Source organism: Paracoccus shanxieyensis (genome assembly GCF_009711265.1).
GTDB lineage: Bacteria > Pseudomonadota > Alphaproteobacteria > Rhodobacterales > Rhodobacteraceae > Paracoccus > Paracoccus shanxieyensis.
The window spans coordinates 281,899-308,727 of sequence record NZ_WMII01000001.1 but is presented as its reverse complement, the minus strand read 5'-3'; the positions used below and the strand labels follow the sequence as shown (position 1 = coordinate 308,727).

Below are 26,829 nucleotides of genomic sequence, written 5' to 3'. Positions count from 1 at the left end.
ACACGCAAGCGGCGCATTTCCGACTGGACCGAAGCCCCGCGCGGGCATATTCACCGCCTTATGTCCGACGATCCCAACGCGCCCGACCAGACCCCGCCCGATCCCAAGGGCGATCAGACCAGCACCGAGCCGCTTTCGCGCGCCATCGGCGAACGTTATCTGACCTATGCCCTGTCGACGATCATGCACCGGGCGCTGCCGGATGCGCGCGACGGGCTGAAACCCGTGCATCGCCGCATTCTGTATGCCATGCGCGAATTGCGGCTGTCGCCCACCGGCGCGTTCCGCAAATCGGCCAAGATCACCGGCGATGTGATGGGCAACTATCACCCGCATGGGGACGGCGCGATCTATGACGCCATGGCCCGTCTGGCTCAGCCCTTTGCCATGCGCTATCCGCTGGTGGACGGGCAGGGCAACTTCGGCAATATCGACGGCGACAACCCCGCCGCCAGCCGCTATACCGAAGCCCGCCTGACCGCGGCATCCGAGGCGCTGATGGAAGGTCTGGCCGAAGATGCGGTCGATTTCCGCCCGAATTACGACGGCACGCTGCACGAACCCGCCGTTCTGCCTGCCGCCTTTCCGAACCTGCTGTGCAACGGTGCCTCGGGGATCGCGGTCGGCATGGCGACGAATGTGCCGCCGCATAACCTGCACGAAGTCATCGACGCCTGCCTGCATCTGATCAAGGCCCCCGATGCCCGCGACGAGACGCTGATCAGCATCATGCCCGGACCGGATTTCCCGACCGGCGGCGTGCTGGTCGAATCGCGCGACACCATCGCCGAGGCCTATCGCACCGGGCGCGGCAGCCTGCGCCTGCGTGCCCGCTGGGCCGTCGAGGATCTGGGCCGGGGCGGCTGGCAGATCGTCGTGACCGAAATCCCCTATCAGGTGCAGAAATCCAAGCTGATCGAGCGTCTGGCCGAGGTGATCCAGCTGAAGAAGGTGCCGATCCTGGCCGATGTGCGCGACGAATCCGCCGAGGATGTGCGCATCGTTCTGGAACCGCGCGCCCGCACCGTCGATCCCGAACAGTTGATGGCCGCGCTGTTCCGCGTCTCGGAACTGGAAATCCGCTTCGGCATGAACATGAACGTGCTGATCGACGGCCGCCAGCCCAAGGTCTGCTCGCTCAAGGAATTGCTGCGCGCGTTTCTGGACCACCGCCGCGACGTGCTGGTGCGGCGCAGCAACCACCGGCTGGACAAGATCGCCGCCCGGCTTGAGGTGCTGGAGGGCTATATGATCGCCTTCCTGAACCTTGACCGCGTGATCGAGATCATCCGCTATGAGGACGATCCCAAGGCGGTGATGATCGCCGAATTCAAGCTGACCGATGTGCAGGTCGAGGCGATCCTGAACATGCGCCTGCGCGCGCTGCGCCGGCTTGAGGAAATCGAGCTGAAGGCCGAACATGAAAACCTGACCCGCGAGCGTGAAGGTCTGGTCGCCATGCTGGCCGATCCCGCCGCGCAATGGGCAAAGATCAGCGAAGAACTGCGTGAGACCCGCACGAAATTTGGCAAATCCGCCCCCGGCGGCCTGCGGCGCACCGAAATCGGCGAGGCGGGCGAAACCGCCGTGATCGACATGGACAGCATGATCGAACGTGAATCGATCACCGTGATCCTGTCGAAAATGGGCTGGATCCGGGCGATGAAGGGCCACCAGCCGCTGGATGCCGAAATCAAGTTCAAGGATGGCGACGGCCCCTTCATGGCCTTCCACGCCGAAACCACCGACAAGCTGATGATCTTCGGGGCCAATGGCCGCTTCTACACGCTGCCCGCCAACACCCTGCCAGGCGGGCGCGGCATGGGTGAGCCGCTGCGCCTGATGATCGACCTGCCCAACGATGTCGCGGTCATGGCGATGTTCGCCCATGACAAGACCGCGCGTTATCTGGTCGCCTCGAAAGCGGGCGACGGCTTCATCGTGCCTGCTGCCGATATTCTGGCCCAGACCCGGACGGGCAAGCAGGTGCTGAACGGCGATGCGCTGCTGATCCGCACCGTCGCGGGCGATCACGTCGCCTGCGTCGGTGAAAACCGCAAGATGCTGGTGTTCCCCATCGCCGAACTGCCGGAAATGGGCCGTGGCAAGGGCGTGCGGTTGCAGAAATTCAAGGATGGCGGGCTGTCGGATGCCATCTGCATCACGCTGGCCGACGGTCTGCGCTGGCACGAGGCCGGTGGCCGCACCCGGTCCGAACCGGACCTGACGCAATGGCTGGGCAAGCGGGCAGGGGCTGGCTACATGGCTCCGCGCGGCTTCCCGCGCGACAACAAGTTCAATTGAAAAGGGCGGGGATGTCCCCGCCCCTTGAATTCATGCGCTGGTCGTCGGGGTTTGCACGACGGGCGCGGTCGGCGCTGGCTCGACCGAGGCATTCTGTTCATGCTTCTTGCCGGGGCACGCGGCCATGGCAGGAAGTGCGGTCACGGAAAGGGCCAGCACGGCGGCGACGGTCAGTCTTTTCATCCTTAGGCTCCCTGTGATTATTGCTTCAAGCAGGGGAATCGTCCCATTCATGAGCGATTCGATCAACTCACGATGGCCGTGAGGACGGGGCGACCTGCCATTTCGGGCGAATTGCCTGTTCTTCGTTCAATCCATGCGGGCATCGCGCCATTGGCTGCCCCGGACGGCCGTTGTTAGCCCCAAACTTCGCGGGTATCCGCTTTTTTGGACCGCTTTGCTGCAGGATTGGCGCGGAATTGGGCAGATGGCTTCCGCAACCGCAGGGTGACGGGATTGTTCTTGAGCAATGCCGCATCGCCGCGCAACCTGAACAAGACGGGGCCCGCATCCCCGCCACCCCGCGCCGCACGGGGTTCTTCATGGCAGTGCCGCCGTTCTTGCCCGTGTCTCTCCTCCCTCCGCGCGACGCAAGAATGGCGGCATTTTTTCACCCCGCAGGGATCCGCGTCTTCAGGCACAGCCGCAGCCTGCCGCAGGTCCGCGCATCGGTGATCCAGCCGCCCGGCGCATCCAGATAGGCGCGCAGCGTCGCGGCGATGTCACCCACATCCGTCACAGCCAGACCGTGAAACAGATATGAGGCACGGCGTTCGGCCTGCATCGCCATCAGGACCGGCTTGGCACCCGCTGCCTGCAACCCGGCGCGGCAAAGCTGCACCGGCAGCCCGGCCAGTGCGTCCGTCAGCGCGTCTGTCAATGCGTCGGCCAGCGCGTCGGCCCGCACATCCGGGGGCAGGGTCAGACGGACCCGCATCAGGCGGCGCTGCACCACATGGCCCCGCATCGCGCCAGCAGATAGGTGTCCATGATCCAGCCATGCGCCGCGCGGGCATCGGCACGCGCCTTGACGATCCTGGGGCCGGTATTTGCCAGCGGACCCTGCATCAGCATCTGCTGCGGCAGGCCCAGATAGGCGCCCCACCAGATGTCGATGCCATCGGGATCCAGCGTCTGGAAGGCCGGATCCGCGTCCAGCATGACCACCACGCGATCCACGCATGACGGCCAGCCATGATCGCGCAATTGCCGGCCCGTGGTGATGGTGACGGGCTGGGCCACGTCGTTCAGAGGGATGGCATGGGCCGCGCACAGCGCCTGCACCGCCGTGATGCCGGGGATGACGCGCAGCCGCAGCGGCAGGCGCTGGCCCACCCGCGCAGCGATCCGCAGAGTGCTGTCGTAAAGCGACGGATCGCCCCAGACCAGCAGTGCGGGCCGCACGGCCTCATGGGCGCGGATCACCGCCTCCCATTCGGCGGCGATGGCGTCATGCCAGTCCTCGACCCCCTGCCGATAGCCCTGCGCCACCTGCCGCTGGGGCATGGGAAAGCTGGCCAGAGGCGGCGGGCTGGGCAGCACTTCGGCACACAGCGCGCGGCGCAGATCGGCCAGATCGGATTTCTGGGCTTTCTGGGGGATCAGGATCAGATCGGCCACGGCCATGGCCGCCGCACCTTCGCGGGTCAGATGCCCCGGACTGCCCGAGCCGATGCCGATCAGTGTCAGGTCGATCATGGCGCGTCTCCGATCAGGTGAAAGAATGTGCCGGTGGCATGGCCGCGGCGCGATCCGGTTTCCGGCACGGTATCGCCATTGGCATCGGTGACGCGGGCCAGCGGGTCGTCGGGCTGCGACAGAATGGTGGCATAGTGAAACTCGTGCCCGGTCAGCGCCTGCGCGTAAAGCCCACCCAGCGGGGCCGCACGGCGATAGCCCAGATGCATCCGGCGCTTGGCATAGCTGGTCTCCAGCCCCAGCAGCCCGGCCATTTCGTGCCGCGCGCCCTGGGCATCGACCAGTCCCGCGCCCATCGCCATATAGCCGCCGCATTCGCCATGCACCGGGCGGGTTTCGGCAAAGCGGCGCAGGCACTCGCGGAACCGCGTGGCCATGGCAAGCCGCCCGGCATGCAGTTCCGGATAGCCGCCGGGCAGCCAGCAGACGGTGGCGCTGTCATCGGGGGCCTGATCGGCCAGCGGCGAAAACGGCATGATCTCGGCCCCCGCGGCACGCCATCCCGCGATCAGATGCGGATAGATGAACGAGAACGCCGCATCCTGCGCCAGCGCGATGCGTTGACCGGGCGGAGGCAGCGGGCGAAACGGCAGCGGGCGAAACGGCTGCGGGGTCGCGATGCCGCCCCGCGCGGCGGCGATGATGGCGTCCAGATCCAGATGCTGCGTCGCCGCCTGTCCGGCGCGGGCCAGCAGATCCTGAAGTGCGGTGTGTTCGCTGGCCTGCACAAGGCCCAGATGCCGCTCGGGCAGCTCGATGGCGGCCTCGCGCGGCAGGACGCCCAGCACGGCAATGCCCAAAGGGTCCAGCGCATGACGGATCAGCGCCTCGTGCCGGGCCGAGGCCACGCGGTTCAGCACCACGCCCGCCAGCGCCACATCGGGTCGCATCTGCCGGAACCCCAGCGCCACGGCGGCCGCTGATTGCGCCTGTCCCTTGGCGTCCAGCACAAGCACCACCGGCCAGCCGGTCAGGGCGGCGATGTCGGCGCTGGCACCGTTGCCCAGCCCGCCCGTGGTCGCCACCCCGTCGAACAGCCCCATCGAGCCCTCGGCCAGCGCGATATCGGCGTCCCGCGCCGCGCCCAGAAGATGCGCGATCTGCGTGCGGTCCATCGCCCAACTGTCCAGATTGAACGAAGGCCGCCCCGCTGCCGCGTGATGAAAGGCCGGGTCGATGTAATCCGGGCCGCATTTGAAGGGCTGCACCGCCAGCCCGCGCGCCCGCAAGGCGGCGATCAGCCCCAGCGTCACCGTGGTTTTCCCCGACCCCGAGGCCGGGGCGCTGATCAGCAGCCCCCTCATTCCGGGAACCTTGGATCGGTGCCGACCGGGCGAAACCGGCGGTCGTAATCGGCGGCGTAAAGGCGGCTGTCGTCGAAATCCTGCGCCTCCAGCGCGCGGCCCACAAGGATCAGGGCGGTGCGTTCCCCCTGGCCGATGGCGGGGTCCAGCGTGGCCAGCGTGGCACGGATGATGCGCTGGTCGGGCCAGCTTGCGCGAAAGACCACGGCGACCGGGCAATCCGCGCCGTAATGCGGCGCAAGCTCGGCCCGCACCCGGTCCAGCACATGCACCGACAGATGAATGGCCAGCGTCGCGCCCGTCGCGCCAAAGGCTGCCAGCGTTTCGCCATCCGGCATGGCCGAGGCCCGGCCCGAGGTGCGCGTCAGCACCACCGATTGCGCCACTCCGGGCAACGTCAGTTCCGCGCCCAAGGCGGCGGCGGCGGCGGCAAAGCTGGGCACGCCCGGCGTCACGTCATAGGGGATCGCCAGCGCCCGCAGCCGCCGCAACTGTTCCCCCATCGCCGACCAGACCGACAGATCGCCCGAATGCAGCCGCGCCACATCCTGCCCCGCCGCATGCGCCAAAGCGATTTCGCCGATGATCGCGTCCAGATCCATCCCGGCGGTGTTCACGATGCGCGCGCCGGGCGGGCAATGGTTCAGCAGCGCCTGCGGCACAAGCGAGCCAGCGTAAAGACAGACCGGGCAGGCCGCGATCAGGTCGCGCCCGCGCAGGGTGATCAGATCGGCCGCGCCGGGGCCTGCTCCGATGAAATGAACGGTCACAGCAGGTCTCCTTGGGCGATGGCGGCGGTTGCCATATGGTCCGATGATGTCATGCGCCCGACCACGATGCGGCCACCGGGGGCCAGTGCCGCCAGCGCGGCGGCCTCGGAAACCGAGCCGGTGTGATACAGCCGCAGCACATGGGGCGATCGCGTCGGCGTGGTGATATCGCGCACATCCACGCCCAGCAGCGGCAGGCCAAGCTGCTGCGCCAGATCCTGAATGATCCGGGCATTGGCTTTCAGATGACTGGTCGCGATGGCATCGCATTGCCCCGCCCGCACCAAGGCGTCGTAAAGCGAGGTCAGCGTGGCCGCGTGGCGAAACCCGATTCCTGCGACCCGGATCATGGCCAGCTCCATTGCGTGATGCTGCGGGCGGGGGTCCAGCCACGGCTGCGGCCCAGCGGGCCTGCCTCTTGCAGTCCGATCCGGGTCAGGCTGCCGCCGCGGGCTGCGTGCAGGGTGGTCAGCAAAGCCTCGGTCTCCAGTGTGACGGCATTGGCGGTGATGCGCGCGGCGGGCAGGGCGGCAAACAGCGCCGCATCCGCCCCACCGCCGACAAAGATCGCATCGGGGGCGGGCAGGCCCCCCAGCGCCTCGGGGGCGCGGCCATGGACGGTCTGCATCCGGGTCAGGCCGAACGCGGCGATATTGGCGCGGATATGGGTAATGCGGTCGGCGCGCGGCTCAAGGCAGATCGCGCTGCCGCCGTTCAGGCACCACTCGACGCTGACTGAGCCCGAGCCGCCGCCGATATCCCACAGCACTTCCCCGGCGCGCGGCGCAAGTGCGGCCAGCGTCATGGCCCGCACCATGCGCCGGGTGATCTGGCCGTCATGGGCAAAGGCGTCATCGGGCAGGCCAAAGCCGCGCGGCAGCCCCGATCCGGCAGGCAGATCCGCGCCGTCCAGCGCCACCGCGACCGGCGCGGCGCAATCCAGCGCAAATCCCGCCGCCCGTGTGGGACGGATGCGTTCGCGCGGGCCGCCAAGCGCCTCGAGCACGGTCATCTGTGTGGCGCCCAGCCCCTGAGCCTGCAGCCACTCGGCCAAATCGCGGGGCGCGTCGCCATCGCGCAAAAGGCAGATCGCCCGCGCGCCGCGCGACAGCACCGGACGCAGCCGGGCAAAGGGCGCGGCATGCAGCCCAAGGCAGGTCACATCCTGCAAGGCCCAGCCCAGCCGCGCGGCGGCCAGCGAAAACACGCCCGGCGCCGGAAAGGCCCGCCATTCGCCCGCAGGCAGGACTGCTGCCAGCGCCGCACCCGCCCCGTGCCAGAACGGATCGCCCGAGACCAGCGCCGCCACCTGCCGCCCCCGCAGCTCCAGCAGCGGCGCGATGGAAAACGGCACCGGCCATGCCCGGCCCGGAATGCCCGACAGCGCCAGATGACGTGGCGCGCCAAAGACGATTTCCGCCCCCTCCAGCGCCGCACGGCTTGCAGCGGGCAGCCCCTCGGGTCCATCTTCGCCCAGACCGATGATCGAAAGCCAGGGATCACCCATGACGCGCATCCTTTTGCTGGGCGGAACGACCGAGGCGGGGCTGATGGCCGATGCCGTGGCCGCGTCCGGGCTGGAGGGCGTGTTTTCCTATGCCGGGCGCACGGCGCGTCCGGTCGCTCAGCCGATGCCCACGCGGATCGGCGGGTTCGGCGGCGTGGCGGGGCTGGTCGATTATCTGCGCCAGACCGCGATCACGCATATCATCGATGCCACGCATCCCTTTGCCGCAGGGATCAGCCAGAACGCCATTGCCGCCAGCGCGCAGACCGGCATACCGCTGATCGCGCTGGAACGCCCGGCATGGCAACCCGGACCCGGCGACGACTGGGTGACCGTCGCGGATTTTGAATCCGCCGCCGCAAGCCTGCCCGGCGACGGTTCGGGCGTGTTTCTGGCCATCGGCCGACAGAACCTTGCGCCGTTCCTTGGCCGCGCCCATCGCTGGATGCTGCGCTTTGCCGAGGTGGCCAGCCACCCCATGCCCGACGCCACGCTGATCATCTCGCGCGGGCCGTTCACGGTGCCCGGCGACACGGAATTGCTGCGCCGTCACCAGATCCGCCATATCGTCGCCAAGAATGCCGGGGGCAGCGCCGCGCGGGCCAAGCTGGACGCCGCACGCGCGCTTGGGCTGCCCGTTGTGATGATCGACCGCCCCGCATTGCCGCCGCGCCACGCCGTCACGACCCCGGATCAGGTGCTGCGCTGGCTTCATGACGCGGATCGCGGGGTATAGACCCATCGGCCCGCGCGCCGGGTGGCGCTGTTGCCGACGATCACCACGGTGCGCATGTCGGCCATCTGCGGCGTGGCTTCGGCCAGCGTGACGGTCAGCAGCGATTCCTGCGCGGTCGAGACCGCACGGGCAAAGGAAATCAGCCGTTCGGGGCCGCATTCGTCGCGCAGGATCTGCAAGACGCGGGCAAAACCCTCGGGCCGGGCCTTGGAGCGTGGGTTATAAAAGGCCATGGCGAAATCCGCCTGCGCCGCCAGCCGCAGCCGCCGCTCGATCAGCGGCCAGGGTTTCAGATTGTCGGACAGGTTGATGGCGCAGAAATCATGCCCCAAGGGCGCGCCCAGCCGCGCTGCCGCCGCCAGCATCGCGGTGATGCCGGGCAGGATGCGGATGTCGGGGGCGTCGTCCGTCACCACTTCGAACAGCGCCGAGGCCATGGCGAACACCCCCGGATCGCCCGAGGACACCACGACCACCCGCCGCCCGTCCCGCGCCAGATCCAGCGCCAGCCGCGCGCGGTCCAGTTCCACGCGGTTATCGCTGGCATGCAGCACCAGCCCCGCACGCGGCGCAACGCGCGCGACATAGGGGATATAGCCCACCACATCGGTCGCCTGATCCAGCGCCGCGCGCACTTGCGGCGTCACCAGCGCCTCATCCCCCGGTCCAAGCCCCGCGACGGCCACCCAGCCGGTCATTCCGCAGCATCCGCCAGCGGACGGCGGCCATGGCCATGCACCAGCACGGTGGCGAAATACGGGCAGGCGGCCAGATCGGCCTGCGCCAGCGGGGTCACGCGCTGATTGGGCATCGTGCCGCGTTCGACCAGCCACGCATCGCCCATGCGCCCGGCGGCGGACAGGGCGCGGGCGATCTTGGGCAGGTTGCGCCCGGTTTTCATCACCACCACCGCATCGGCGGCGCGGATATGGCGGATCAGGTCGGGCTCGGGCAGCGTGCCCATCAGCACGGTCATCGCATCATCGCCCCATGTCATCGGCTGGCCCACGGCGTTCCAGCAGCCGGTCATGCCGGGGATGCCGGGCACGATCTGGACCTCGACGATGCCTTGCAGCCGGGCGTGCAGATGCATGAACGAGCCATAGAACAGCGGGTCGCCCTCGCACAGAACGACGATATCGCCCTGCGCGGCCAGCGCCGTCAGCCGCCGCGTCCAGTCGTCGTAAAAGCCCGAGAGCAGCCGGTTATAGTCCGGGCTGTCGAAGGGGATCTCGGTCGTGACGGGATATTCCATGGCATGTTCGACCACGCCCGGCGCCAGCAGATGCGCGACGATGCGGCGGGCCTGACCCTCGCGCCCCTTCTTGCGGAAATAGGCGATCTGGCGGGCGCCCCGGATCAGCCGGTCGGCGCGCACCGACATCAGATCGGGGTCGCCCGGCCCAAGACCTGCGCAGATCACCTTGCCCATGGTCATTCCTTCCAGCTGGCCAGCGCGTTGATGGCGGCGACCGTGATGGCCGAGCCGCCCAGCCTCCCGCGCACGATCAGCGCGGGCACCGGCAGATCGGCCATCAGCGCGTCCTTGGATTCCGCCGCGCCGACAAAGCCCACCGGGCAGCCGATGATGGCGGCGGGACGCGGGCAGGCGGGGTCTTTCAGCATGTTCAGCAGATGAAACAGTGCCGTCGGCGCGTTGCCGATGGCCACCACCGCGCCTGCCAGATCCTCGCGCCACAGTTCCAGCGCGGCGGCGCTGCGGGTGTTGCCCATGGCGGCCGCCAGATCCGGCACGCGCGGATCGTGCAGGGTGCAGATCACGCGGTTGCCCGCGGGCAGGCGCGGGCGGGTGATGCCTTCGCTGACCATGCGCGCATCGCACAGGATCGGCGCGCCTGCGGCCAGCGCGGCCCGCGCCGCCTGCGCCATGCCGGGCGAAAACACCACGTCGCGTTCCAGCCCCACCAGCCCGGCTGCATGGATCATGCGTACCACGACGGGTTCTTCATCGGTCGAAAAGCGGGTCAGATCGGCCTCGGCCCGGATCGTGGCAAAGGACTGGCGATAGATCGCCGCCCCGTCGGTTTCATAGCTGTGCATGGGCCTGTCTTGGTTTTCGGGGGTCATGTCATGGGCCGGGAACGCGAGCAAGCGCATCAGATCGCGCGCTTTCAGCAGACGTTCCGGCGCGTCCCCGGCGCGTCCGTCCGGGATATAGGCAAAGCGGTCGGTGCCGCGCGCGACCAGCGTGATATCCGCGCGGCTGCGTTGCGCGCAGCCCTTGCTGCAGCCGCTGACATGCAGGCTGCGCCCGTGGAAGGCCGGGTCTGGATGCGGGCCCGGATGCGGGGCCAGATATGGGGCCAGATATGGCGCGAGTCGGCGCGCCAGACCGCGCACATCCGCCTGACCCTGCGGGCAGCGGGGCGCGCCGGTGCAGGCAGAGATGCGCAGCATCGGATCGCCGGGGGCCTTGATGGCCCCCAAGATCCGCGCCTGCGTCCGCGTTTCCAGCAGCAGCATCCGCCAGGGCGTCAACCGCAGCGGCGCGTCCACGGCTGCCAGTTGCTCGGCGGTGATCTGGCCAAAGGCAAATCCCAGCAGCAAGCCTTGCGCGACCTCGCCCGGCTGCACCGGGGGGGCCTGCGCGGGCCTTGCCGCATGACAGGCCCCGGCGGGCGGGTGCGCGCGGGATGTCACATCGCGCATCCGTCCGCGTCCCTCGGCGTCGACGCCGTCTTCCGCCAGAAACCATGCCACCAGCGCCTGCGCGGCCTCCAGCCCGCCGGGCAGAAACCACGCCGCGCCCTCGGGCCATGCCTGCCAGCCCTTGGGGCCGGGGATCAGGCGGATGTCGGCGGGCGCGTCGGACAGCACGGGCGGCGCATCGTCCACCGCAAAGCCGAACTTGCCCGGCAGCGTCGGCGCGTCGGTGGTCAGCCATGCGGCCAGATCCGCGGCCAGTTGCCAGCCCGCGCCGCCCACGGGGGCAAAGGGCTGCAAGATCACGTTGCGCTGTGCCTCGGCCCGTTCGGTGGCGTCCAGCAGGCCCATCCGGCCCAAGGCGATCAGCGCCGCGCGATGCCCCTTCGCGTCCAGCCCGCGCAATTGCAGATTGGCACGGCTGGTCAGGTCGATCAGCCCGTTGCCATGCTGCGCCGACAGCGCGGCAATCGCCCGCGCCTGTTCCACATCCAGCCTGCCATTGCGGGGCCGGATGCGCAGCACCAGCCCATCCCCCGAGACCATGGGCCGCAGCGCGCCCGGACACCATCCCCTGATATCGAAGCTCATGACGCCAGCACCGAATTGCGGCGCGTGACCCAAAGCCCGCTGTCCAGAAGCCGTGCGAACATGTCGCGCATCGCCGCCAGCGCCGCCGGATTTTCGCGCTGCATGAAGGCCACAAGATCGGCCCGTTCCAGCGTGGCCTGATGATACAGATCGAACAGATGCCCCGGCACCACGCCGGCCAGATTGGCGAAAGCGGCCATATGGTCCAGCGTCGCCGCGATTTCGGCTGCCCCGCGAAAACCATGCGCCATCATGCCGGTGGCCCATGCGGGGTTTGCCGCGCGGGCGCGGGTGACGCGGGCGATTTCCTCGGTCAGAAGGCGCGCGCGGGGCTGATCGGGGCGGGTGGCGTCGAGGTGGTAAAGCGCAGGCGCGGGCGCACCGATCCGCGCCATGGCGGCGGCAAATCCCGCCTCATGCGCGGCATAGTCGCTGGCCAGCAGCAGATCGGATTCCGGCAGATCCTGTGCATGGACAAAGGCATCCGCCCCGGCCAGCCGGTCGCGGATCGCCTGCGGCTGATGCGTGACGCTCCCATCCGCCCCGATGGCGTGGGACGACGCGGCCAGCCATGCCTCGCCCGCCTGCGCGCGGGCGGCATCGGTAAAGGTCTCGGCCAGTTCGGTGATGCCAAGGCCATAGAGCCCCGGTTTTGGGCCAAAGACCCGGGGGCCGCGCGCCAGATAGGGGTTGTCCTGCACGGTTTCCTGCCGCGCGGCCAAGGCATCCGCCCCGGTTTCAAACAGTTGCGCCAGCCCCGGAAACACGTCGCGAAACAGCCCCGAGACGCGCAGCGTCACGTCGATCCTTGGCCGGCCCAGTTCCGCCAGCGGCAGGATCTCGACCCCCGCGACCCGACCCGAACCCGCATCCCAGCGCGGCGCCAGCCCGGCCAGATGCAGCGCCATGGCGAATTCCTCACCGGCGGTGCGCATGGTGGCGCTGCCCCACAGATCGACGACCAGCCCGCGCGGCCAGTCGCCATGGTCCTGCAGATGGCGGCGCAGCAGCTCCTCGGCCAGTTTCACGCCTTGCGCATGGGCGGCGCGGGACGGCACGGCGCGGGGATCGACGGTGTAAAGGTTGCGCCCCGTCGGCAGCACATCCAGCCGCCCCCGCGCGGGCGAGCCCGAGGGGCCGGGGGCCACATACCGCCCCGCCAGCGCGCGGTCCAGCCCGTCCATTTCCCCCGGCGCCGTGCCATAGACATGCAGCCCCTCGCCAAAGCGGCTTTCCTTCAGGTCGCAGACGAAGCGGTCGATCAGCGGGATCGCCTCGGCCGCCGAGGCGGCGGCGGGCAGGCCCAGATCGGCCTCGACCCCGGCGGCGCGGGCCTCGTCGCGGATGGCTGTGATCAGGCGGTCGCGGCGGCGCGGGTCCAGCCCGTCGGCGGTGGAATATTCATCCAGCAGCCGTTCCAGATGCAGCAGGTTTTCCGGTGTCGCGGCCTCGGCAATTGGCGGCGGGACATGGCCCAGCGTCACGGCGGACAGGCGGCGCTTGGCCTGCGCCGCCTCGCCCGGATCGTTGACGATGAAGGGATAGATGACGGGCAGATCGCCCAGCAGCGCCTGCGGCCAGCAGTCGCCCGACAGCGCCACCGACTTGCCCGGCAGCCATTCCAGCGTGCCATGCGCGCCCATATGGATCAGCGCATCGGTCTGGCCGCGCAGCCACAGATAGAACCCGACATATTCATGGCGCGGCGTGCGCGACAGATCGTGGTAATGCTCGGCGCGGGTCTGGGCGTCGCCGCGTTCGGGTTGCAGGGCAATCAGCGCGCGGCCGCTGCGGATCGCGGCAAATTGCAGCCTGTCCGGCGGATCGCCCCACGCCGCCTGCAGATCGGCGCGCAGCGCGGCGGGCAGGGTTTCCAGCGCCGTGGCGTATCCCTGCCATGCGATGCGTTCGTGAAGCAGGCGCTGGCCCAGGTCCTGATGCGGAATGCCAAGGATTTCCCCACAGGATGCCAGCGCGTCCAGCCCGACGGCATGGGCCAGCTGATGCGGCTTGCCGGGATAGGTCGACAGCACCACCGCGCGGCGCGCAGGCTGACGCAGCCCGTGCCACGCCTTGATGCGCGCCACCGCCGCCTGGATCAGCGCGGCATCCGGCGCATGCACCATGCGCGAGAACTGCAGATCGGGATCGCGCGGCTGAGGCTCCTTGAAGCTGACGGCACCAAGGAAGATGCGGCCATCGACCTCGGGCAGGACCACATGCATCGCCAGATCGGCCGCCGACAGGCCGCGCTCTTCGGCCTGCCACAGCGCGCGGGGGGCGGTGGACAGCGCCACCTGAAAGACCGGGCAATCCGCGCCGTCAAAGGGCGTGGCCCCCGCATCGTCGCGCGCGGAAAAGGCGGTCATGTTGACCACCGCCGCCAGCCCCGGCAGATGCGGCGCCAGCCAGTCCGCAAGGCCCGGCACCTTCAACGAGGGCGCGAAAACCCCGGTCGCGGCAAAGCCTTCGGCGCGCAGCGCGCGGATCATCGCATCGACCGGGCCAAGATCGGCGCTGGTCAGATAGCTGCGGTAAAACCCGACCAGCACGCGCCGGTCGCCGGGCAAAGGGCGCGCCACGACGCCATGGTCGGGGTCGTAAAAGCCCCATGGCGGAAGCACGGGCTGGCCTTGCGGCTGCGGCACGTCCAGCCCCGCCGCGCGGGCCAGTTCCGCCAGCGCCATCTGCGCCGCCACCGCCCCGCCTTCGTCGCAAAGCGCCGACAGCCGCCGCAGCACCGGAACGGGCAGGGTGGACAGCCGGTCCAGCACCGGATCGGGGCGGCCATCGGCGGGCAGGATCGCCAGCGCGATGCCACGCCGCCGCGCCAGATCCTGCAGGCTGGCGGCACCATAGGGCCAGTAGGCCTCGCCTCCGATCAGGCGGACCAGCACGGCGCGCGCGCCCGAAAGCGTCGCCTCGCAATACTGATCGACCGAGACCGGGTGGCGCAGCGCCGCGATATTGCACAGTCGCAGCGCGGGCAGCCCGCCCCGCCGCCAACCCGCCGCGAACGCGCCAAGGTCGCTGTCGGAATAGGACAGCACGACCAGATCGGCGGGGCTCTGGCCGGGATCCGTGGGGATCTCGGTGTCGTCAAGCCCAAGGGTTTCGCGGAAGATGACGTGCAAATCGCCCCCTTATCCGATCAGCACGGCATGGATCGCGGCCGGGTCGATGTCGTCATGTTCGGCAATGACCACAAGGCGCGACAGGCGCGGCTGATCGCCCCACGGGCGGTCGTATTGGTGACGGATGCGGCCGCCCACGGCCTGCACCAGCAGGCGCATCGGCTTGCCTGCGACGGCGACATGGCCCTTGACGCGCAGGATGTTCTGCTCGCGCGCCAGCCGCTGGATCCGGGTGACCAGATCGGCGGGGTCGGCGATGTCGGGCAGGTCGATCACCACGCTGTCGAAATCGTCGTGTTCGTGGTCGTCGGCGCCATCATGATGGCTGGGCCGCGCATCCAGATCGTCCTCGGCGGCGGCGCCCAGCCCAAGGATCACGCGCGGGTCGATCACCCCATCGGTCAGGGGCAGGATCGGCAGCTTGCGCGGCGCCTCGGCCTCGATCACCGTGCGGGCTGCGGCCAGACCGGCCTCGCCGGCCAGATCGGCCTTGGACAGAAGCACGATATCGGCGCAGGCGATCTGATCCTCGAAGACTTCGGACAGCGGCGTTTCGTGGTCAAGGCTGTCATCGGCCTCGCGCTGCGCCTGAACGGCGGCCTCATTGGGGGCGAAGCGGCCTGCGGCCACGGCTTCGGCATCGGCCAGCGCGATCACGCCGTCCACGGTGATGCGCGAGCGGATGGCGGGCCAGTCAAATGCCTTCAGCAGCGGTTTCGGCAGCGCCAGACCCGAGGTCTCGATCAGGATATGGTCGGGCTTTTGCGGCATCGCCATCAGCTTTTCCAGCGTCGGGATGAAGTCGTCGGCGACGGTGCAGCAGATGCAGCCATTGGACAGCTCAAGGATGTTTTCCGCGGGGCAGTTTTCGTCGGCGCAGGATTTCAGGATGTCGCCATCGACGCCAACGGTCCCGAATTCATTGACCAGCACTGCCAGCCGCTTGCCCTGCGGGTTGGTCATCAGATGCCGGATCAGCGTGGTCTTGCCCGCGCCCAGAAAGCCGGTGATGACGGTCACGGGGGTCTTGGTCAGGTCGGTCATGTCTTACCCAATCGGAGGAATGCGCGCCAAACTGCGCTTGCGGAAAATCGTCACGCGGTCGCGCCACGGCACGATGCCGTCATCGGTCGCGGCATAGGCCGCCGCGCCTTCAAGGATCTGCGGGGCGTCTTCGGCGCTCATCTGGCCATAGACATAGGTCCAGCGATCCGGCCCGGTCAGGGCGATCGCCGCGCCGTTGGAACAGGCCGACAGACATTCGACGGGCTGGATGCGCACGCCCGCGGGCACGGCCGCCGTCAGCGCGTCATGCAGGCGCTGGCCCGGAACGGGATGGCCCTCCGCGACCGGCTGTCCGGCGCGGCAGGTGATGCAGACATGCAGCGTGACTGTCATGCGCCTTCCTTACGTTTGGCGGCATGAGGCAGGGCGCCATCGCGCCCGAACCCCAGCAGGAACACCCCGTCCGCCGGTCATTATCCGTCGCTGGCAGGTCTCCCGGCTTGCGGATTCGGGCTTGGGGCCCATGGGCGGCCCGCCTTCCCGGCAGATGTGCCAGTGGCATCGGGCCGACCTTTCCGGTCACGGTCGCGGGGGCGGCTGCGTTTGTCTCGCATTCCCTTTTCACCTGCCCTAAGGACAGGAACCAGCGCGGCCCGAGTCTGTGGCTGCGCGCCGCCCCGTTGTCAAGCAAAGGCTACCGACATGTCCGACGACAATGCCCGCCACGCCGCGAAAATGGCCAAGGTCAAGGCCGCGCGCGACCGCATGATGCAGGACAGACAGGGCGAAAAGGGGCTGATCATCGTTCATACCGGCAAGGGCAAGGGCAAGTCCTCGGCCGGGTTTGGCATGATCCTGCGCTGCATCGCGCATGACATGCCCTGTGCGGTGGTGCAGTTCATCAAGGGCGCGTGGGACACCGGCGAGCGGCGCCTGCTGACCACGCATTTCGGCGGGCTGTGCCAGTTTCACGCGATGGGCGAGGGCTTCACTTGGGACACGCAGGACCGGCAGCGCGACATCGCTGCCGCGCGGGCGGGCTGGGACAAGGCCAAGACCCTGATCCGCGATCCCGCCATCCGCATGGTGCTGCTGGACGAAATCAACATCGCGCTGCGCTATGATTATCTGGACGTGGCCGAGGTGGTGGCCTTCCTGCGGGATGAAAAGCCGCCGATGACCCATGTCGTGCTGACCGGGCGCAATGCCAAGCCCGAGCTGATCGAAATCGCCGATCTGGTGACCGAGATGGAGGCGCTGAAGCATCCCTTTCGCGACGGCATCAAGGCACAGGCCGGCGTGGAATTCTGAGCCCGCGCCGGCGGCCACGCCAGATGCACATGAGACGCATTTATAAGTAGTTGTTTTTGCTTTACAATATTTCCGCACCCCTGTATCCGGCCGCCATCGGGGAGTAGCGACCGCCACGGATTTGGCGGGGATGCGTCAATAGGCTCGCGGAGACATTCCGCGTGGCGTATCCGGCCTTCGTGGCTTTGCAAGACCGTGGCGATGGGACCCTGCGGGCGGGGTCCGTCCATCGCCCGGATCAGCCCCAAGGAACCGCACATGTCCCCGATCACCATCGGCGTTCTGGCCATCAGCATGTCTGTCGATGCCTTCATCGCATCTCTGGGCAAGGGCGCCGCGACGCGACGCGCAGGCTTTGGCCGTGCCATCCGCACCGGCATGATCTTCGGCGTGATCGAGGCGATCACCCCGCTGATCGGCTGGACGCTTGGCATGGCCGCCAGCCAATACGTTCAGGCGGTGGATCACTGGATCGCCTTTGCGCTGCTGGGGGCGGTGGGCGTGCATATGGGCTTGCAGGCGCTTGGCAGGGACAGGGATCAGGCCCCGGCGCCCGCGTCGTTCTGGGCGGTGGTGGCGACGGCCATCGGCACTTCGCTGGATGCGATGGCGGTGGGGGTGTCGCTGGCTTTTCTGGACGTGAACATCGTGGTCATCGCGCTGGCCATCGGCTGCGCCACGATGGTCATGTCCTCGACCGGGATGCTGGTGGGGCGCTATCTGGGCCACCGCTTCGGCCGCGTCATCGAGGCATGCGGCGGGCTGGCCCTGATCGGGCTGGGCACGCTGATCCTGATCCAGCACCTGACGGCCGCCTAGCGCCGGGACCATGGCGGGGCGGTGTTTTCCTGCCAGCCCGCACGGTGCAGCAGCGGCGTGTCATCGGTGAATTCCGGCCAGCCCAGACACAGCCATGCGGCAAATTCCCAATCCTCGGGTACATCCAGCAATGGCCCGATGCGCGCGGGATCAAGGATCGAGACCATGCCCAGCCCCAGATTGCGGGCCCGCGCCGCCAGCCACAGCGTATGGATCGCCATGGTAGTGGACTGGCGCAGCGTATGCGGCATGGTCGCGCGGCCCAGCCCATGGCCGGTTTCCGGGTCGATCTGGGTAAAGACCGCCAGTTGCAGCGGTGCGGCCTTCAGCCCCGCCAGCTTCAGCGCGTCGTAATCGCGGCGCTGCTGGCCGTGATAGCGTTCTGCGGCACGGGCATTGCAGGCGGCGAAATTCTCCGCCACGGCGGCGCGGCGCGCGGGATCATCGACCCGCACGATGCGCCATGGCCGGGCATTGCCGACCGAGGGGGCAAGCTCGACCGCCGCCTGCAACTGGGCGATCAGCGGCTCGGGGATCGGGTCCGGGCGGAAATGCCGGACATCGCGCCGCCAGCGCAGAATGCGCTGCAGCGCCGCGATGTCCGGTTCGTCGCAATGCATCAGTGCTGGTGTTGCTGGGTTTCGCCAGCGCCGTGATCCTGGGCTTGATCATGGCCGTCCAGCGTGATCCCGTTGGCCGCGGCCACGACAAAGCCCAGACCGAAGCCGAAGATCAGCCCGATCAGCAGCATCGCGATTGAACGGTCCATGCGGCAGGCCCCTTTACGCGGTCTGCGGCAGGGCCGCGTGGGCGGTGTCGCGCTGCCAGAACCACGCGACGGCCAGCCCCAGCATCGCCCATGCCATCAGCCCGGTGCCAAGCGCCCGGCCCGCGAATTCGGCGGAAAGCTCGGGCGGGACGGTTCCGGCATAGGCGTCGGGCTGCGGCGCACCGATGACATGCGGGGCAAGGATCAGCACCACCGCCACCCCCCATGTCAGTGCGCTGCGGCCAAAGGCGATCAGCCACAGCGCCACGCCGGTCGCGGCAGCCGTGCCCAGCCACCAGATCGCCCGCTGGCCCACATCGGCGGCGGCGACGCCCGGCACCTCGGGGGCAAGGCCGAAAGCGGGGGCAAGCTGCATGGTCACGAACCCGGCAATGCCCCAGATCAGCCCCTGCTGCGCCGTGACGACATGGCCGCGCGCCTCGGCCACCGCCAGAAGCGCGGTCAGCATCAGCCCGTAGCCGGCATAGGTCAGCATGGTGAACAGGACCGACAGCAGATTGCGCGTCCATTCGAAATCGCCCGGCGGCTGATGGGCGCTGACGGCCTGCGCGCCGTTATGGATCAGCTGGCCGGATTCATAAAGCTCGGCATGCAGCAGCACCGGCTGCACGAACCAAAGCTGCAACAGGGCGGCAATCAACCCGGTCGCAGCGCCAGCGATCAACCCGCTGGTCAGGATGCGCGAAAACATCAGTGGCAGGGAAAGCCGGTGGCGTGGCGCACGTCATGGGCGGCATCGTGCAGCGTGTCCGCCTGCACCAGCCCCGTCATGAAGATCAGGCCAAAGCCGATCGCGAAGGCCGCGATGGCCGGAAGAAGGATGGATCCCGAGGCGGTCCTGCCTGCGGTCGTCGTGTGCGTGGTCATGGTGACCCTTTCCTGTCAGCCGTCCGTCCCGACGGCATTGCGGTTCACGCATCGGCAGGTCTCCTGGCTTGCGGGTCGATGCGCGGCGCCCGCCTTCCCGGCCCAAGGGGCCAGTGGCGTGATGGGCGCGCGCTCTCCGCTGACAGTCGCGGGGGCGGCTTCGGAGTTTCACCGAAATTCCCTTTTGACCCCTTCACGGGGACCGATACACAAAGACGTTATAATCCCGCATCGGGCTGCGGCAAGAAATTTCACCGCCCGCATGTCACGGCCAGTCCAGATCCACCCAGACCAGACGATGCGCCGAGGCCGTGCGCGCGGTGTCGGCCATTGGCCCCTCGGCGGGCCAAAAGACGCCCGATCCCAGCACAGGCAGCGCCTTCGCGGGCAGCACATAATCGACCCGCAGATTGCCCATCCGGTCGGCGGGCCAGTTGGCGGTGTCCAGCCCCGGATCGCCTTTATGGCTGTCGTTCACGCCGCCCCGCGCCGCCGCGCCGCCATCGCTGCGGGGCAGGGTGTCGGTGACATGGGCCAGCATCGCCTGCAGCGCCTGCGGGCGGCCATCGCCATCGGCGGGATCAAGGTTCAGCTTGCCCGCCAGCACGAAGGGCGCATCGGGCAGATGGCTTTGCCAGAAGGCCAGTTCGTCGTGATTGCGGCGACCGTTGCGATCCTCGGGGCCGTCAAAGACCGGGGGGGTCGCCGCCATGGCCAGCAGGTGAAGCGGCTTGCCCGCCACCATGATCGTCGCGTCCCAATGCCCGACCGAGGACAGGCGCTGCACCGCCGCCACATCGGCGGGCGTCGGCGGCATTATCTGGCCGGGCTGGTCGCGCCACAGCACATCGCTGTAATCGGTGACCGGGCCGATGGGATGGCGCGACAGGATCGCCATGCCCTTTTGTCCGGTGAAAAAGCCGAAGCCCTGCTTGTCGCCCGGACCGCCCAGCCGTCCGTCCTGATCCAGATCCAGCCGCGCGGGCATCCCGGCATTCGGGCGGGCGGCAAAGCTGTGCGGATAATCCACGCCCGCCGCCTGCAGCCGCCTCCGCAGCGCCGCAAGGGCCAGCCCGTCATGGTCCCAGTCGATGCCGGTCAGCAGCAGGATATCGGGCCTGGCCTCGGCGATGACGGCGATGGCCGCGTCGATCTGCGCATCCTCGCGCGTCAGATCGCGCAGCAGCAGCCCCGGCCCCTTGCGCGACAGGCCGGGGTCATAGGTGGCGACGCGCAAAGGCTGGGCCGAGGCGGCCCCGGCCAGAGCCAGCAGGATCAGAGCGGCTTTCAGACCCAAGGACGGCTTTGCGCCATCTGCGCCTCATAGGTGTCGATATTCGCGGCCTTCTCCATGGTCAGGCCGATATCGTCCAGACCGTTCAGCAGGCAATGCTTGCGGAAGGCGTCGACCTCGAAGGGGAAGGACTGCCCGTCCGAGGTGGTGACGGTCTGGTTTTCCAGATCGACGGTGATGCGGGCATTGGCGCCTTTGCGGGCATCCTCCATCAGCGCATCGACGACCTCTTGCGGCATGACGATGGGCAGGATGCCGTTCTTGAAGCAGTTGTTGAAGAAGATGTCCGCAAAGCTGGTCGAGATCACGCAGCGGATGCCGAAATCCAAGAGCGCCCATGGCGCGTGTTCGCGCGACGAGCCGCAGCCGAAATTGTCGCCCGCGACGATGATCTGGCTGTCGCGATAGGCGGGCTGGTTCAGCACGAAATCGGGCAGTTCGTTGCCTTGTGCGTCATAGCGCATCTCATCGAACAGATTCTTGCCCAGACCCGAACGGTGGATCGTCTTCAGGAACTGTTTCGGGATGATCATGTCGGTATCGATATTGACCAGCGGCATGGGGGCTGCGATGCCGGTCAGGGTATTGAACTTGTCCATCTGTTACCTCGCGAGAGAATTGACGACCCGCGCGGGGGGCCGTTTAATTGCTGGGTGACGGCGCGTCTTGCCGTCAGGAGTATGTTTACGATGTTTGGTTTTGCCGATTTCTCTGCCCTGCGGACCTGCGTGGCGCAGGACTGGACCCCCACCATTGGCGATCCCGAGATCACCGGCTGGCTGACGGTGCTGTCCTATCTGCTGAGCCTTGTGCTGGCCGTGCTGGTGCTGCGCCGCAATCCCGCCGGACTGGCGCGCGGACTTTGGATCACCATTGCCGGGCTGCTGGCGTTTCTGGCGCTGAACAAGCAGCTTGACCTGCAGACCGCGCTGACCGCCACGGGCCGCTGCGCCGCGCGGGTGCAGGGCTGGTATGACGAACGTTTCTGGGTGCAGCTTGGCTTTATCGGCGTGCTGATTGCCGTCACGCTGGTCGTGCTGATCGTTGCCCTGCGGTCGCTGCGGGGGCGCATGGCCAGAAACGGTCTGGCCCTGATCGGGCTGACCGTGTTGTGCGGTTTCGTGCTGGTGCGCGCGGTGGGGTTCCATCATGTGGACCAACTCATCAGCATGGATTTCGCCAGTATCAAGTTCAACTTCCTGTTCGAGAATGCCGGACTTCTGCTGATCGACCTGAATGCCTTGCTGCTGCTGCGGCGGAGCAATACGCCCCGCCACCACGCGCAGGTCAGACCTTCTCGGCCATGAATTCGCGCACATCGGTCAGGTGACCCTTGATCCCGGCGGCGGCGGCCATGACCGGCGACATCAGATGCGTGCGCCCGCCCCGGCCCATCCGGCCTTCAAAGTTGCGGTTCGACGTGGCGGCGCAGCGTTCGCCGGGCGCAAGCTGGTCGGGGTTCATGCCCAGACACATCGAACACCCCGCCAGACGCCATTCAAACCCGGCCTCGATGAAGATCTGGTCCAGCCCTTCCTCTTCGGCCTGCGCCCGCACAAGGCCCGAGCCGGGGACGATCATGCCGCGCACGCCCTCGGCCAGCTTCTGGCCCTTCAGGATGCCTGCGGCGGCGCGCAGATCCTCGATCCGGCCATTGGTGCAGGAGCCGATGAACACGGCGTCGATCTTGACCTGGTTCAGCGGCGTGCCGGGGGTCAGGCCCATATAGTCAAGGCTGCGGCGCGCGGCTTCGATCTTGCCGCCCTCGAAATCCTCGGGGGCGGGCACGCGGTCGGTGATCGCGGCCACGTCCTCGGGGCTGGTGCCCCATGTGACGACCGGAGCGATGTCTTCGCCGCGGATGGTGATGACCTTGTCGAAATGCGCGCCCTCATCGGTGAACAGCGTTTTCCACCAGGTCACGGCGGCTTCCCATGCCGCGCCTTTCGGCGCGTGCGGGCGGCCCATGCAATAGGCGAAGGTGGTCTCATCGGGCGCGATCAGCCCGGCGCGGGCGCCGCCCTCGATCGCCATGTTGCACACGGTCATGCGGCCTTCCATCGTGAGGTCGCGGATCGCCTGACCGCAATATTCGATGACATAGCCGGTGCCGCCCGCCGTGCCGGTCTTGCCGATCACCGCCAGCGTGATGTCCTTGGCGGTGACGCCGGGCAGCAGGCGGCCGGTGATTTCCACCTTCATGTTCTTGGATTTCTTCTGGATCAGCGTCTGCGTTGCCAGAACGTGTTCCACCTCGGACGTGCCAATGCCATGCGCCAGCGCGCCGAATGCGCCATGCGTCGCGGTGTGGCTGTCGCCGCAGACGACCGTCATGCCGGGCAGGGTCCAGCCCTGTTCGGGGCCGACGATATGCACGATGCCCTGACGCACATCGTTCATCGGGTAATAGTTCAGGCCGAAGGCGCGGGCGTTCTTGTCCAGTTCGGCGACCTGAATGCGGCCCTCGGGGTTTTCGATGCCGTTCACGCGGTCGGCGGTGGTGGGCACGTTATGGTCGGGCACGGCGATGGTCTGATCGGGGCGGCGCACCTTGCGGCCTGCCATGCGCAGACCCTCGAACGCCTGCGGGCTGGTCACTTCGTGGACCAGATGGCGGTCGATATACAGGATGCAGGTGCCATCTTCCTGACGGTCCACGATATGGGCGTCGAAGATCTTGTCATACAGCGTGCGGGGCGCGCCCGCGTTGGTATTGCCGGTCATGGCTTTCTCTTTCCGAAAGAGTAGCTGGAATGTCGTGAAGGCGGCCGTCCATCGGCCATCGGCGCGGGACATGCCGCGCCAGCCGTCAAAGTCGTGCTGTGACGGACAGGCTTTCGCCGTAGAACCGACCCGGCAGGCGGGCGCGGTCATGGATATCGAAATAGACGAATCCTTGCATGGGATGACATTTAGGCCTGTTTCGCCCGGCAGGCAATATTGAAGCCGCGTTAGCACAATCTTGGTGAATTGCGCCTAGACCCGGATCAGCGACCCTTTGGAGCGACGTTGATGCGATCTGTCTGGACCTTTTCCGCCTTGGCCCTGCTTGCGCTGGCCGGGTGTTTTCCCACCGACCTGACCGGCACCAAACCGGATGGCGGCAAGATCACGCTGATGTTCTATCCCGGCGGCAGCAAGCTGGATGATCTGGTCATCCTTGCGGGGCAGAACCATTTCGGCAAGGGGCAGTATCAGATCGACGATCCCCTGGCGGATGTCGGCTTCCGGCTGCAGGACGGCACGCGGATTCAGGCGGAATGCACCCTGACCGGCAAGGACATGATGGGCGATCCGGAATGCAAGGAATACACCGTCTATCGCTCGACCTTTCCGCCGATTCCCGAAGGCACGCGGTTTCCCCGGCCCGAGATGTTCTAGCACCGGCCAGTTCCGGGACTGCCCCGGGACCGGCCAGTTCTCGCTCAGGGCCGCGCGCACGCAGCCGTTAATTCCATGTCAACGCCGGATCGCTAAGCTTCGCGGCAGAACAAACACGGGGACGGGCGATGATGATTCGGGTTGCGTTGCGGGTGATGCCGCTGATGCTGGTGGCGATTTTCACCTTTGCGGTCTTCGTGATCGACACCCCCAACGACCGCGCCCGAGAGATGGCGCGCGTCGAAACCCGGCAACTGGCCTGGGCCGAAGGTCTGGTCCGCTGCCCGGATCTGTGGGCAAATATGCCGCTTTCCGCCTGTCACGCCGCAAACCTGCCCAGAAATACATCCGCTGCGGATTGAGCGGGCGGGATTCCATGTTACATTGGGGCGACCCAAGCGCCGGGGGATAGCGGCGCGAAGACCGGAGGATGAACCCCTGTCCAATACCGTCTCGCCGGCAATTCCGCCGGCAGCGACCGCCGCAGATCCGGGACTGACCAGCGATCAGTTACTGGAACGCATTCTTGCCTCGCTTGATGACGACAAGGCCGAAGAGGTCGTGACCATCGACCTGCGCGGTCGTTCGGCCATGGCCGATCACATGGTGATCGCCTCGGGCCGCTCGTCGCGTCAGGTGGCCGCCATCGCCGAAAAGCTGGTGCAGCGTCTGAAGGAACAGACCGGCCGCAGCGCGCGGATCGAAGGCAAGGAAACCGGCGACTGGGTGCTGATCGACACCGACGATGTGATCGTCCATGTCTTCCGCCCCGAAGTGCGCGAATTCTATCAGCTGGAAAAGATGTGGATGCCCGCAGATGCCCTGCGCTCGGCCACGCTGGACCGGATGCGGGCGGATCACGCTGCCGAAGAAGCGCGTCGCCAGAACTGAAATGCGGATGGTCATTGCCGCGGTCGGGCGGCTGCGGCAGGGCCCCGAGGCGAAGCTGATTGCCGATTACCTTGACCGTCACGCCAAGGCAGGTCGCGCGCTTGGCCTGCCGCCGGTCACCCTGACCGAGGTTGAGGACAAGCGCGGCGGCGGCATGGCCGCCGAAGCGCCGCTGCTTGAGCGCGTGATCCCCGATGGCGCGGCGCTGGTCATTCTGGACGAACGCGGCCAGACGCTCAGCTCGCCGGAATTTGCCGACAGGATCGCGGGGTTCCGCGATCAGGCCCGCGACATCGCCTTTGTCATCGGCGGGGCGGATGGCATCGACCCCGCGCTGCGTGCCCGCGCCGATCTGGCGATCAGCTTTGGCCGCATGGTCTGGCCGCATATGCTGGTCCGGGTGATGCTGGCGGAACAAATCTATCGCGCCACGACTATTCTTGCCGGAAGCCCCTATCACCGGGTCTGAAGGAAGGATGCCATGGAAATCCGCCATGCCGGCTGTCTGTGCGGCGCGGTCCGCCTGACCACGCGCGGCAATCCCGTCCGCATCGGCCTGTGTCATTGCATGGACTGCCGCAAGCAATATGGCGCGGTCTTTGCGGCCTTGGCGATGTTTCCCGCCGATGCCGTCACCGTCACGGGCAAGCTTGCCGACCATCAGGGCCGCTGCTTCTGTCCGCGCTGCGGGTCGCCGGTCTTGACCCGCAACGGCCCCGAGATCGAGGTGCCGCTGGGGGCCTTTGACAGCCCCGACCAGTTCGCCCCAAGCTATGAGCTATGGACCATCCGGCGCGAAAGCTGGCTGCCCGATTTCGGGTTGCGCCAACACCGCCGCGACCGTCAGGATTAGGGGCAGGCAGGATCAGGGGCAGGGTTCCACCCAGGCGTCGATGATCGCCACGGCTTCCTCGGCGGTTTCGACAAAGCGGATCAGGTCCAGATCGCTGGCGCTGATCGTGCCCGCATCGACCAGCGCCTGCCAGTTGATGATCTGATGCCAGAATTCCGTCCCGAACAGGATGAAGGGGATGCGCTTCATCCGCCCGGTCTGGATCAGGGTCAGCGCCTCGAACATCTCATCCAGCGTGCCGAAGCCGCCGGGAAACACCGTCACGGCCTTGGCCCGCATCAGGAAATGCATCTTGCGGATCGCGAAATAGTGGAAGTTGAAGCACAGATCCGGCGTCACATAGGGGTTCGGCGCCTGTTCATGCGGCAAGACGATCGACAGCCCGATGGACACGCCGCCCGCATCGGTGGCGCCCAGATTGCCCGCCTCCATCACGCCCGGACCGCCGCCGGTGCAGATGACGTTTTCCGCGCCATAGCTTTCCAGACTGCGCTCGGTCATCAGGCGGGCGAAGGTGCGGGCCTCGGTGTAGTAATGCGACAACGCGCCCAGAACCGGGGTTTTGGCGCTGTCGCGCTGTTCGGGCGCGGGAATGCGGGCGCCGCCGAACAGCACGATGGTGGACCGGATGCCGCGCGCATCCATGATCATCTGCGGCTTCAGCAGTTCCAGTTGCAGCCGCACCGGGCGCAATTCGTCGCGCAGCATGAAATCGGTGTCGGTGAAGGCCAGCTTATAGGCGGGCGCGCGCGTCTGGGGCGTGTCGGGCACATGCCGCGTCGCGATGGCATCCTGCTGGCTGTCGCGGATCGGGTGGCTGCGCTCGTCTTCTTCGATCATCTGAACCTCTGAGGCGGGTGGGCTGCTGGATTGCGCGACCGCACCCCTCGGCTTATAGCCCTTGCGTGAC

The 26,829-nt window shown here is 67.6% G+C and carries 31 protein-coding genes, 1 pseudogene and 2 riboswitches; of the genes and pseudogenes, 10 read left to right on the top strand and 22 right to left on the bottom strand.

The annotated features are described in order from the left end of the window. Window positions 1-60 precede the first annotated feature (60 nt). Complete coding sequence (parC, locus tag GL284_RS01580) at window positions 61-2,304, top strand: DNA topoisomerase IV subunit A (RefSeq protein WP_155042884.1); 2,244 nt, start codon at window positions 61-63, stop codon at window positions 2,302-2,304. A gap of 30 nt (window positions 2,305-2,334) precedes the next feature. On the opposite strand, the gene GL284_RS01575 is transcribed toward parC, so the two are convergent. The 7 genes from GL284_RS01575 to cbiE form a co-directional block, all read right to left on the bottom strand. Beyond that, window positions 2,335-2,487 carry a hypothetical protein gene (locus GL284_RS01575; protein WP_155042883.1) on the bottom strand — a complete coding sequence of 51 codons (153 nt, stop codon included), beginning with the start codon at window positions 2,485-2,487 and terminating at the stop codon, window positions 2,335-2,337. A gap of 427 nt (window positions 2,488-2,914) precedes the next feature. Further along, window positions 2,915-3,241 (bottom strand): thioredoxin domain-containing protein, encoded by a 327-nt coding sequence (locus tag GL284_RS01570; protein WP_155042981.1) that lies wholly within the window; start codon window positions 3,239-3,241, stop codon window positions 2,915-2,917. Then, the gene (gene cobF / locus GL284_RS01565; RefSeq protein ID WP_155042882.1) at window positions 3,241-4,002 is read right to left on the bottom strand and encodes a precorrin-6A synthase (deacetylating); all 762 of its coding nucleotides are present in this window, start codon (window positions 4,000-4,002) and stop codon (window positions 3,241-3,243) included. Before cobF ends, GL284_RS01570 begins: the two co-directional genes overlap by 1 nt. After that, window positions 3,999-5,306 carry a cobyrinic acid a,c-diamide synthase CobB gene (locus GL284_RS01560; protein ID WP_155042881.1) on the bottom strand — a complete coding sequence of 436 codons (1,308 nt, stop codon included), beginning with the start codon at window positions 5,304-5,306 and terminating at the stop codon, window positions 3,999-4,001. Before GL284_RS01560 ends, cobF begins: the two co-directional genes overlap by 4 nt. Continuing rightward, on the bottom strand, window positions 5,303-6,076 hold the full coding sequence (gene cobM / locus GL284_RS01555) for a precorrin-4 C(11)-methyltransferase (RefSeq protein WP_341870256.1): 774 nt from the start codon (window positions 6,074-6,076) through the stop codon (window positions 5,303-5,305). The genes GL284_RS01560 and cobM overlap by 4 nt, the downstream gene beginning before the upstream one ends. Continuing rightward, complete coding sequence (locus GL284_RS01550; RefSeq protein ID WP_230382885.1) at window positions 6,073-6,426, bottom strand: cobalamin biosynthesis protein; 354 nt, start codon at window positions 6,424-6,426, stop codon at window positions 6,073-6,075. Before GL284_RS01550 ends, cobM begins: the two co-directional genes overlap by 4 nt. Beyond that, on the bottom strand, window positions 6,423-7,583 hold the full coding sequence (gene cbiE / locus GL284_RS01545) for a precorrin-6y C5,15-methyltransferase (decarboxylating) subunit CbiE (protein ID WP_155042879.1): 1,161 nt from the start codon (window positions 7,581-7,583) through the stop codon (window positions 6,423-6,425). Before cbiE ends, GL284_RS01550 begins: the two co-directional genes overlap by 4 nt. Here cbiE and GL284_RS01540 point away from each other — a divergent pair. Continuing rightward, entirely contained in the window at window positions 7,582-8,319 is a 738-nt protein-coding gene (locus tag GL284_RS01540; RefSeq protein WP_155042878.1) for a cobalt-precorrin-6A reductase, read from the top strand. The two genes, cbiE and GL284_RS01540, sit on opposite strands and share 2 nt — an antisense overlap. On the opposite strand, the gene cobJ is transcribed toward GL284_RS01540, so the two are convergent. The 7 genes and pseudogenes from cobJ to GL284_RS01505 all read right to left on the bottom strand — a co-directional run bounded on the left by cobJ (window position 8,295) and on the right by GL284_RS01505 (window position 16,106). Continuing rightward, window positions 8,295-9,017: a precorrin-3B C(17)-methyltransferase gene (gene cobJ, locus GL284_RS01535; RefSeq protein WP_155042877.1), complete on the bottom strand. Its 723-nt coding sequence runs from the start codon at window positions 9,015-9,017 to the stop codon at window positions 8,295-8,297. The genes GL284_RS01540 and cobJ overlap by 25 nt on opposite strands. Next, window positions 9,014-9,751, bottom strand: a complete 738-nt coding sequence (gene cobI / locus GL284_RS01530; protein WP_155042876.1) for a precorrin-2 C(20)-methyltransferase — start codon at window positions 9,749-9,751, stop codon at window positions 9,014-9,016. Before cobI ends, cobJ begins: the two co-directional genes overlap by 4 nt. 2 nt (window positions 9,752-9,753) lie before the next feature. Continuing rightward, a complete protein-coding gene (locus GL284_RS01525) occupies window positions 9,754-10,380 on the bottom strand; it encodes a precorrin-8X methylmutase (RefSeq protein ID WP_155042979.1) in 627 nt (208 codons plus the stop codon). 999 nt (window positions 10,381-11,379) lie between these two features. Next, window positions 11,380-11,529: pseudogene (locus GL284_RS21435) on the bottom strand (precorrin-3B synthase); the annotation flags it as partial. 41 nt (window positions 11,530-11,570) lie between these two features. Beyond that, window positions 11,571-14,708 carry a cobaltochelatase subunit CobN gene (gene cobN, locus GL284_RS01515; protein WP_155042875.1) on the bottom strand — a complete coding sequence of 1,046 codons (3,138 nt, stop codon included), beginning with the start codon at window positions 14,706-14,708 and terminating at the stop codon, window positions 11,571-11,573. 9 nt (window positions 14,709-14,717) lie between these two features. After that, window positions 14,718-15,752, bottom strand: a complete 1,035-nt coding sequence (gene cobW / locus GL284_RS01510) for a cobalamin biosynthesis protein CobW (protein WP_155042874.1) — start codon at window positions 15,750-15,752, stop codon at window positions 14,718-14,720. Between the two features lie 3 nt (window positions 15,753-15,755). Further along, window positions 15,756-16,106: a DUF1636 family protein gene (locus tag GL284_RS01505; RefSeq protein ID WP_155042873.1), complete on the bottom strand. Its 351-nt coding sequence runs from the start codon at window positions 16,104-16,106 to the stop codon at window positions 15,756-15,758. A gap of 75 nt (window positions 16,107-16,181) precedes the next feature. After that, a riboswitch (cobalamin riboswitch) is annotated at window positions 16,182-16,376 on the bottom strand. Window positions 16,377-16,415: 39 nt separating this feature from the next. Here GL284_RS01505 and cobO point away from each other — a divergent pair. Further along, a complete protein-coding gene (gene cobO / locus GL284_RS01500; protein WP_155042872.1) occupies window positions 16,416-17,024 on the top strand; it encodes a cob(I)yrinic acid a,c-diamide adenosyltransferase in 609 nt (202 codons plus the stop codon). 258 nt (window positions 17,025-17,282) lie between these two features. Next, complete coding sequence (locus GL284_RS01495) at window positions 17,283-17,843, top strand: manganese efflux pump MntP (protein ID WP_155042871.1); 561 nt, start codon at window positions 17,283-17,285, stop codon at window positions 17,841-17,843. Here GL284_RS01495 and bluB read toward each other — a convergent pair. The 6 genes from bluB to leuD all read right to left on the bottom strand — a co-directional run bounded on the left by bluB (window position 17,840) and on the right by leuD (window position 21,393). After that, window positions 17,840-18,463, bottom strand: coding sequence for a 5,6-dimethylbenzimidazole synthase (bluB, locus tag GL284_RS01490; protein WP_155042870.1), 624 nt, complete (start codon window positions 18,461-18,463; stop codon window positions 17,840-17,842). The genes GL284_RS01495 and bluB overlap by 4 nt on opposite strands. Further along, window positions 18,463-18,612: a hypothetical protein gene (locus GL284_RS01485; protein ID WP_155042869.1), complete on the bottom strand. Its 150-nt coding sequence runs from the start codon at window positions 18,610-18,612 to the stop codon at window positions 18,463-18,465. Before GL284_RS01485 ends, bluB begins: the two co-directional genes overlap by 1 nt. A 13-nt stretch (window positions 18,613-18,625) precedes the next feature. Further along, on the bottom strand, window positions 18,626-19,324 hold the full coding sequence (locus GL284_RS01480) for a CbtA family protein (protein ID WP_155042868.1): 699 nt from the start codon (window positions 19,322-19,324) through the stop codon (window positions 18,626-18,628). Then, window positions 19,324-19,500 (bottom strand): CbtB domain-containing protein, encoded by a 177-nt coding sequence (locus tag GL284_RS01475; protein ID WP_155042867.1) that lies wholly within the window; start codon window positions 19,498-19,500, stop codon window positions 19,324-19,326. Before GL284_RS01475 ends, GL284_RS01480 begins: the two co-directional genes overlap by 1 nt. A gap of 36 nt (window positions 19,501-19,536) precedes the next feature. After that, a riboswitch (cobalamin riboswitch) is annotated at window positions 19,537-19,722 on the bottom strand. A gap of 43 nt (window positions 19,723-19,765) precedes the next feature. Next, on the bottom strand, window positions 19,766-20,797 hold the full coding sequence (locus GL284_RS01470) for an endonuclease/exonuclease/phosphatase family protein (protein ID WP_155042866.1): 1,032 nt from the start codon (window positions 20,795-20,797) through the stop codon (window positions 19,766-19,768). Next, a complete protein-coding gene (gene leuD, locus GL284_RS01465; protein ID WP_155042865.1) occupies window positions 20,788-21,393 on the bottom strand; it encodes a 3-isopropylmalate dehydratase small subunit in 606 nt (201 codons plus the stop codon). Before leuD ends, GL284_RS01470 begins: the two co-directional genes overlap by 10 nt. Window positions 21,394-21,483: 90 nt before the next feature. On the opposite strand from leuD, the gene GL284_RS01460 reads away from it, so the two are divergent. Further along, complete coding sequence (locus GL284_RS01460) at window positions 21,484-22,101, top strand: hypothetical protein (protein ID WP_155042864.1); 618 nt, start codon at window positions 21,484-21,486, stop codon at window positions 22,099-22,101. Here GL284_RS01460 and leuC read toward each other — a convergent pair. After that, on the bottom strand, window positions 22,082-23,518 hold the full coding sequence (gene leuC / locus GL284_RS01455; protein ID WP_155042863.1) for a 3-isopropylmalate dehydratase large subunit: 1,437 nt from the start codon (window positions 23,516-23,518) through the stop codon (window positions 22,082-22,084). The genes GL284_RS01460 and leuC overlap by 20 nt on opposite strands. 288 nt (window positions 23,519-23,806) lie before the next feature. Here leuC and GL284_RS01450 point away from each other — a divergent pair, with 288 nt between their 5' ends. From GL284_RS01450 to GL284_RS01430, 5 genes are all read left to right on the top strand, one after another. After that, window positions 23,807-24,175: a hypothetical protein gene (locus tag GL284_RS01450; RefSeq protein ID WP_155042862.1), complete on the top strand. Its 369-nt coding sequence runs from the start codon at window positions 23,807-23,809 to the stop codon at window positions 24,173-24,175. Between the two features lie 128 nt (window positions 24,176-24,303). Further along, window positions 24,304-24,537 carry a hypothetical protein gene (locus GL284_RS01445; RefSeq protein WP_155042861.1) on the top strand — a complete coding sequence of 78 codons (234 nt, stop codon included), beginning with the start codon at window positions 24,304-24,306 and terminating at the stop codon, window positions 24,535-24,537. Between the two features lie 100 nt (window positions 24,538-24,637). Continuing rightward, window positions 24,638-25,066, top strand: a complete 429-nt coding sequence (rsfS, locus tag GL284_RS01440) for a ribosome silencing factor (RefSeq protein ID WP_341870269.1) — start codon at window positions 24,638-24,640, stop codon at window positions 25,064-25,066. 1 nt (window position 25,067) lies between these two features. Further along, a complete protein-coding gene (rlmH, locus tag GL284_RS01435) occupies window positions 25,068-25,535 on the top strand; it encodes a 23S rRNA (pseudouridine(1915)-N(3))-methyltransferase RlmH (protein WP_155042860.1) in 468 nt (155 codons plus the stop codon). 12 nt (window positions 25,536-25,547) lie between these two features. Beyond that, window positions 25,548-25,919: a GFA family protein gene (locus tag GL284_RS01430; protein WP_155042859.1), complete on the top strand. Its 372-nt coding sequence runs from the start codon at window positions 25,548-25,550 to the stop codon at window positions 25,917-25,919. Between the two features lie 12 nt (window positions 25,920-25,931). On the opposite strand, the gene GL284_RS01425 is transcribed toward GL284_RS01430, so the two are convergent. Beyond that, window positions 25,932-26,759, bottom strand: coding sequence for an LOG family protein (locus GL284_RS01425; protein WP_155042858.1), 828 nt, complete (start codon window positions 26,757-26,759; stop codon window positions 25,932-25,934). Window positions 26,760-26,829: the final 70 nt, after the last annotated feature.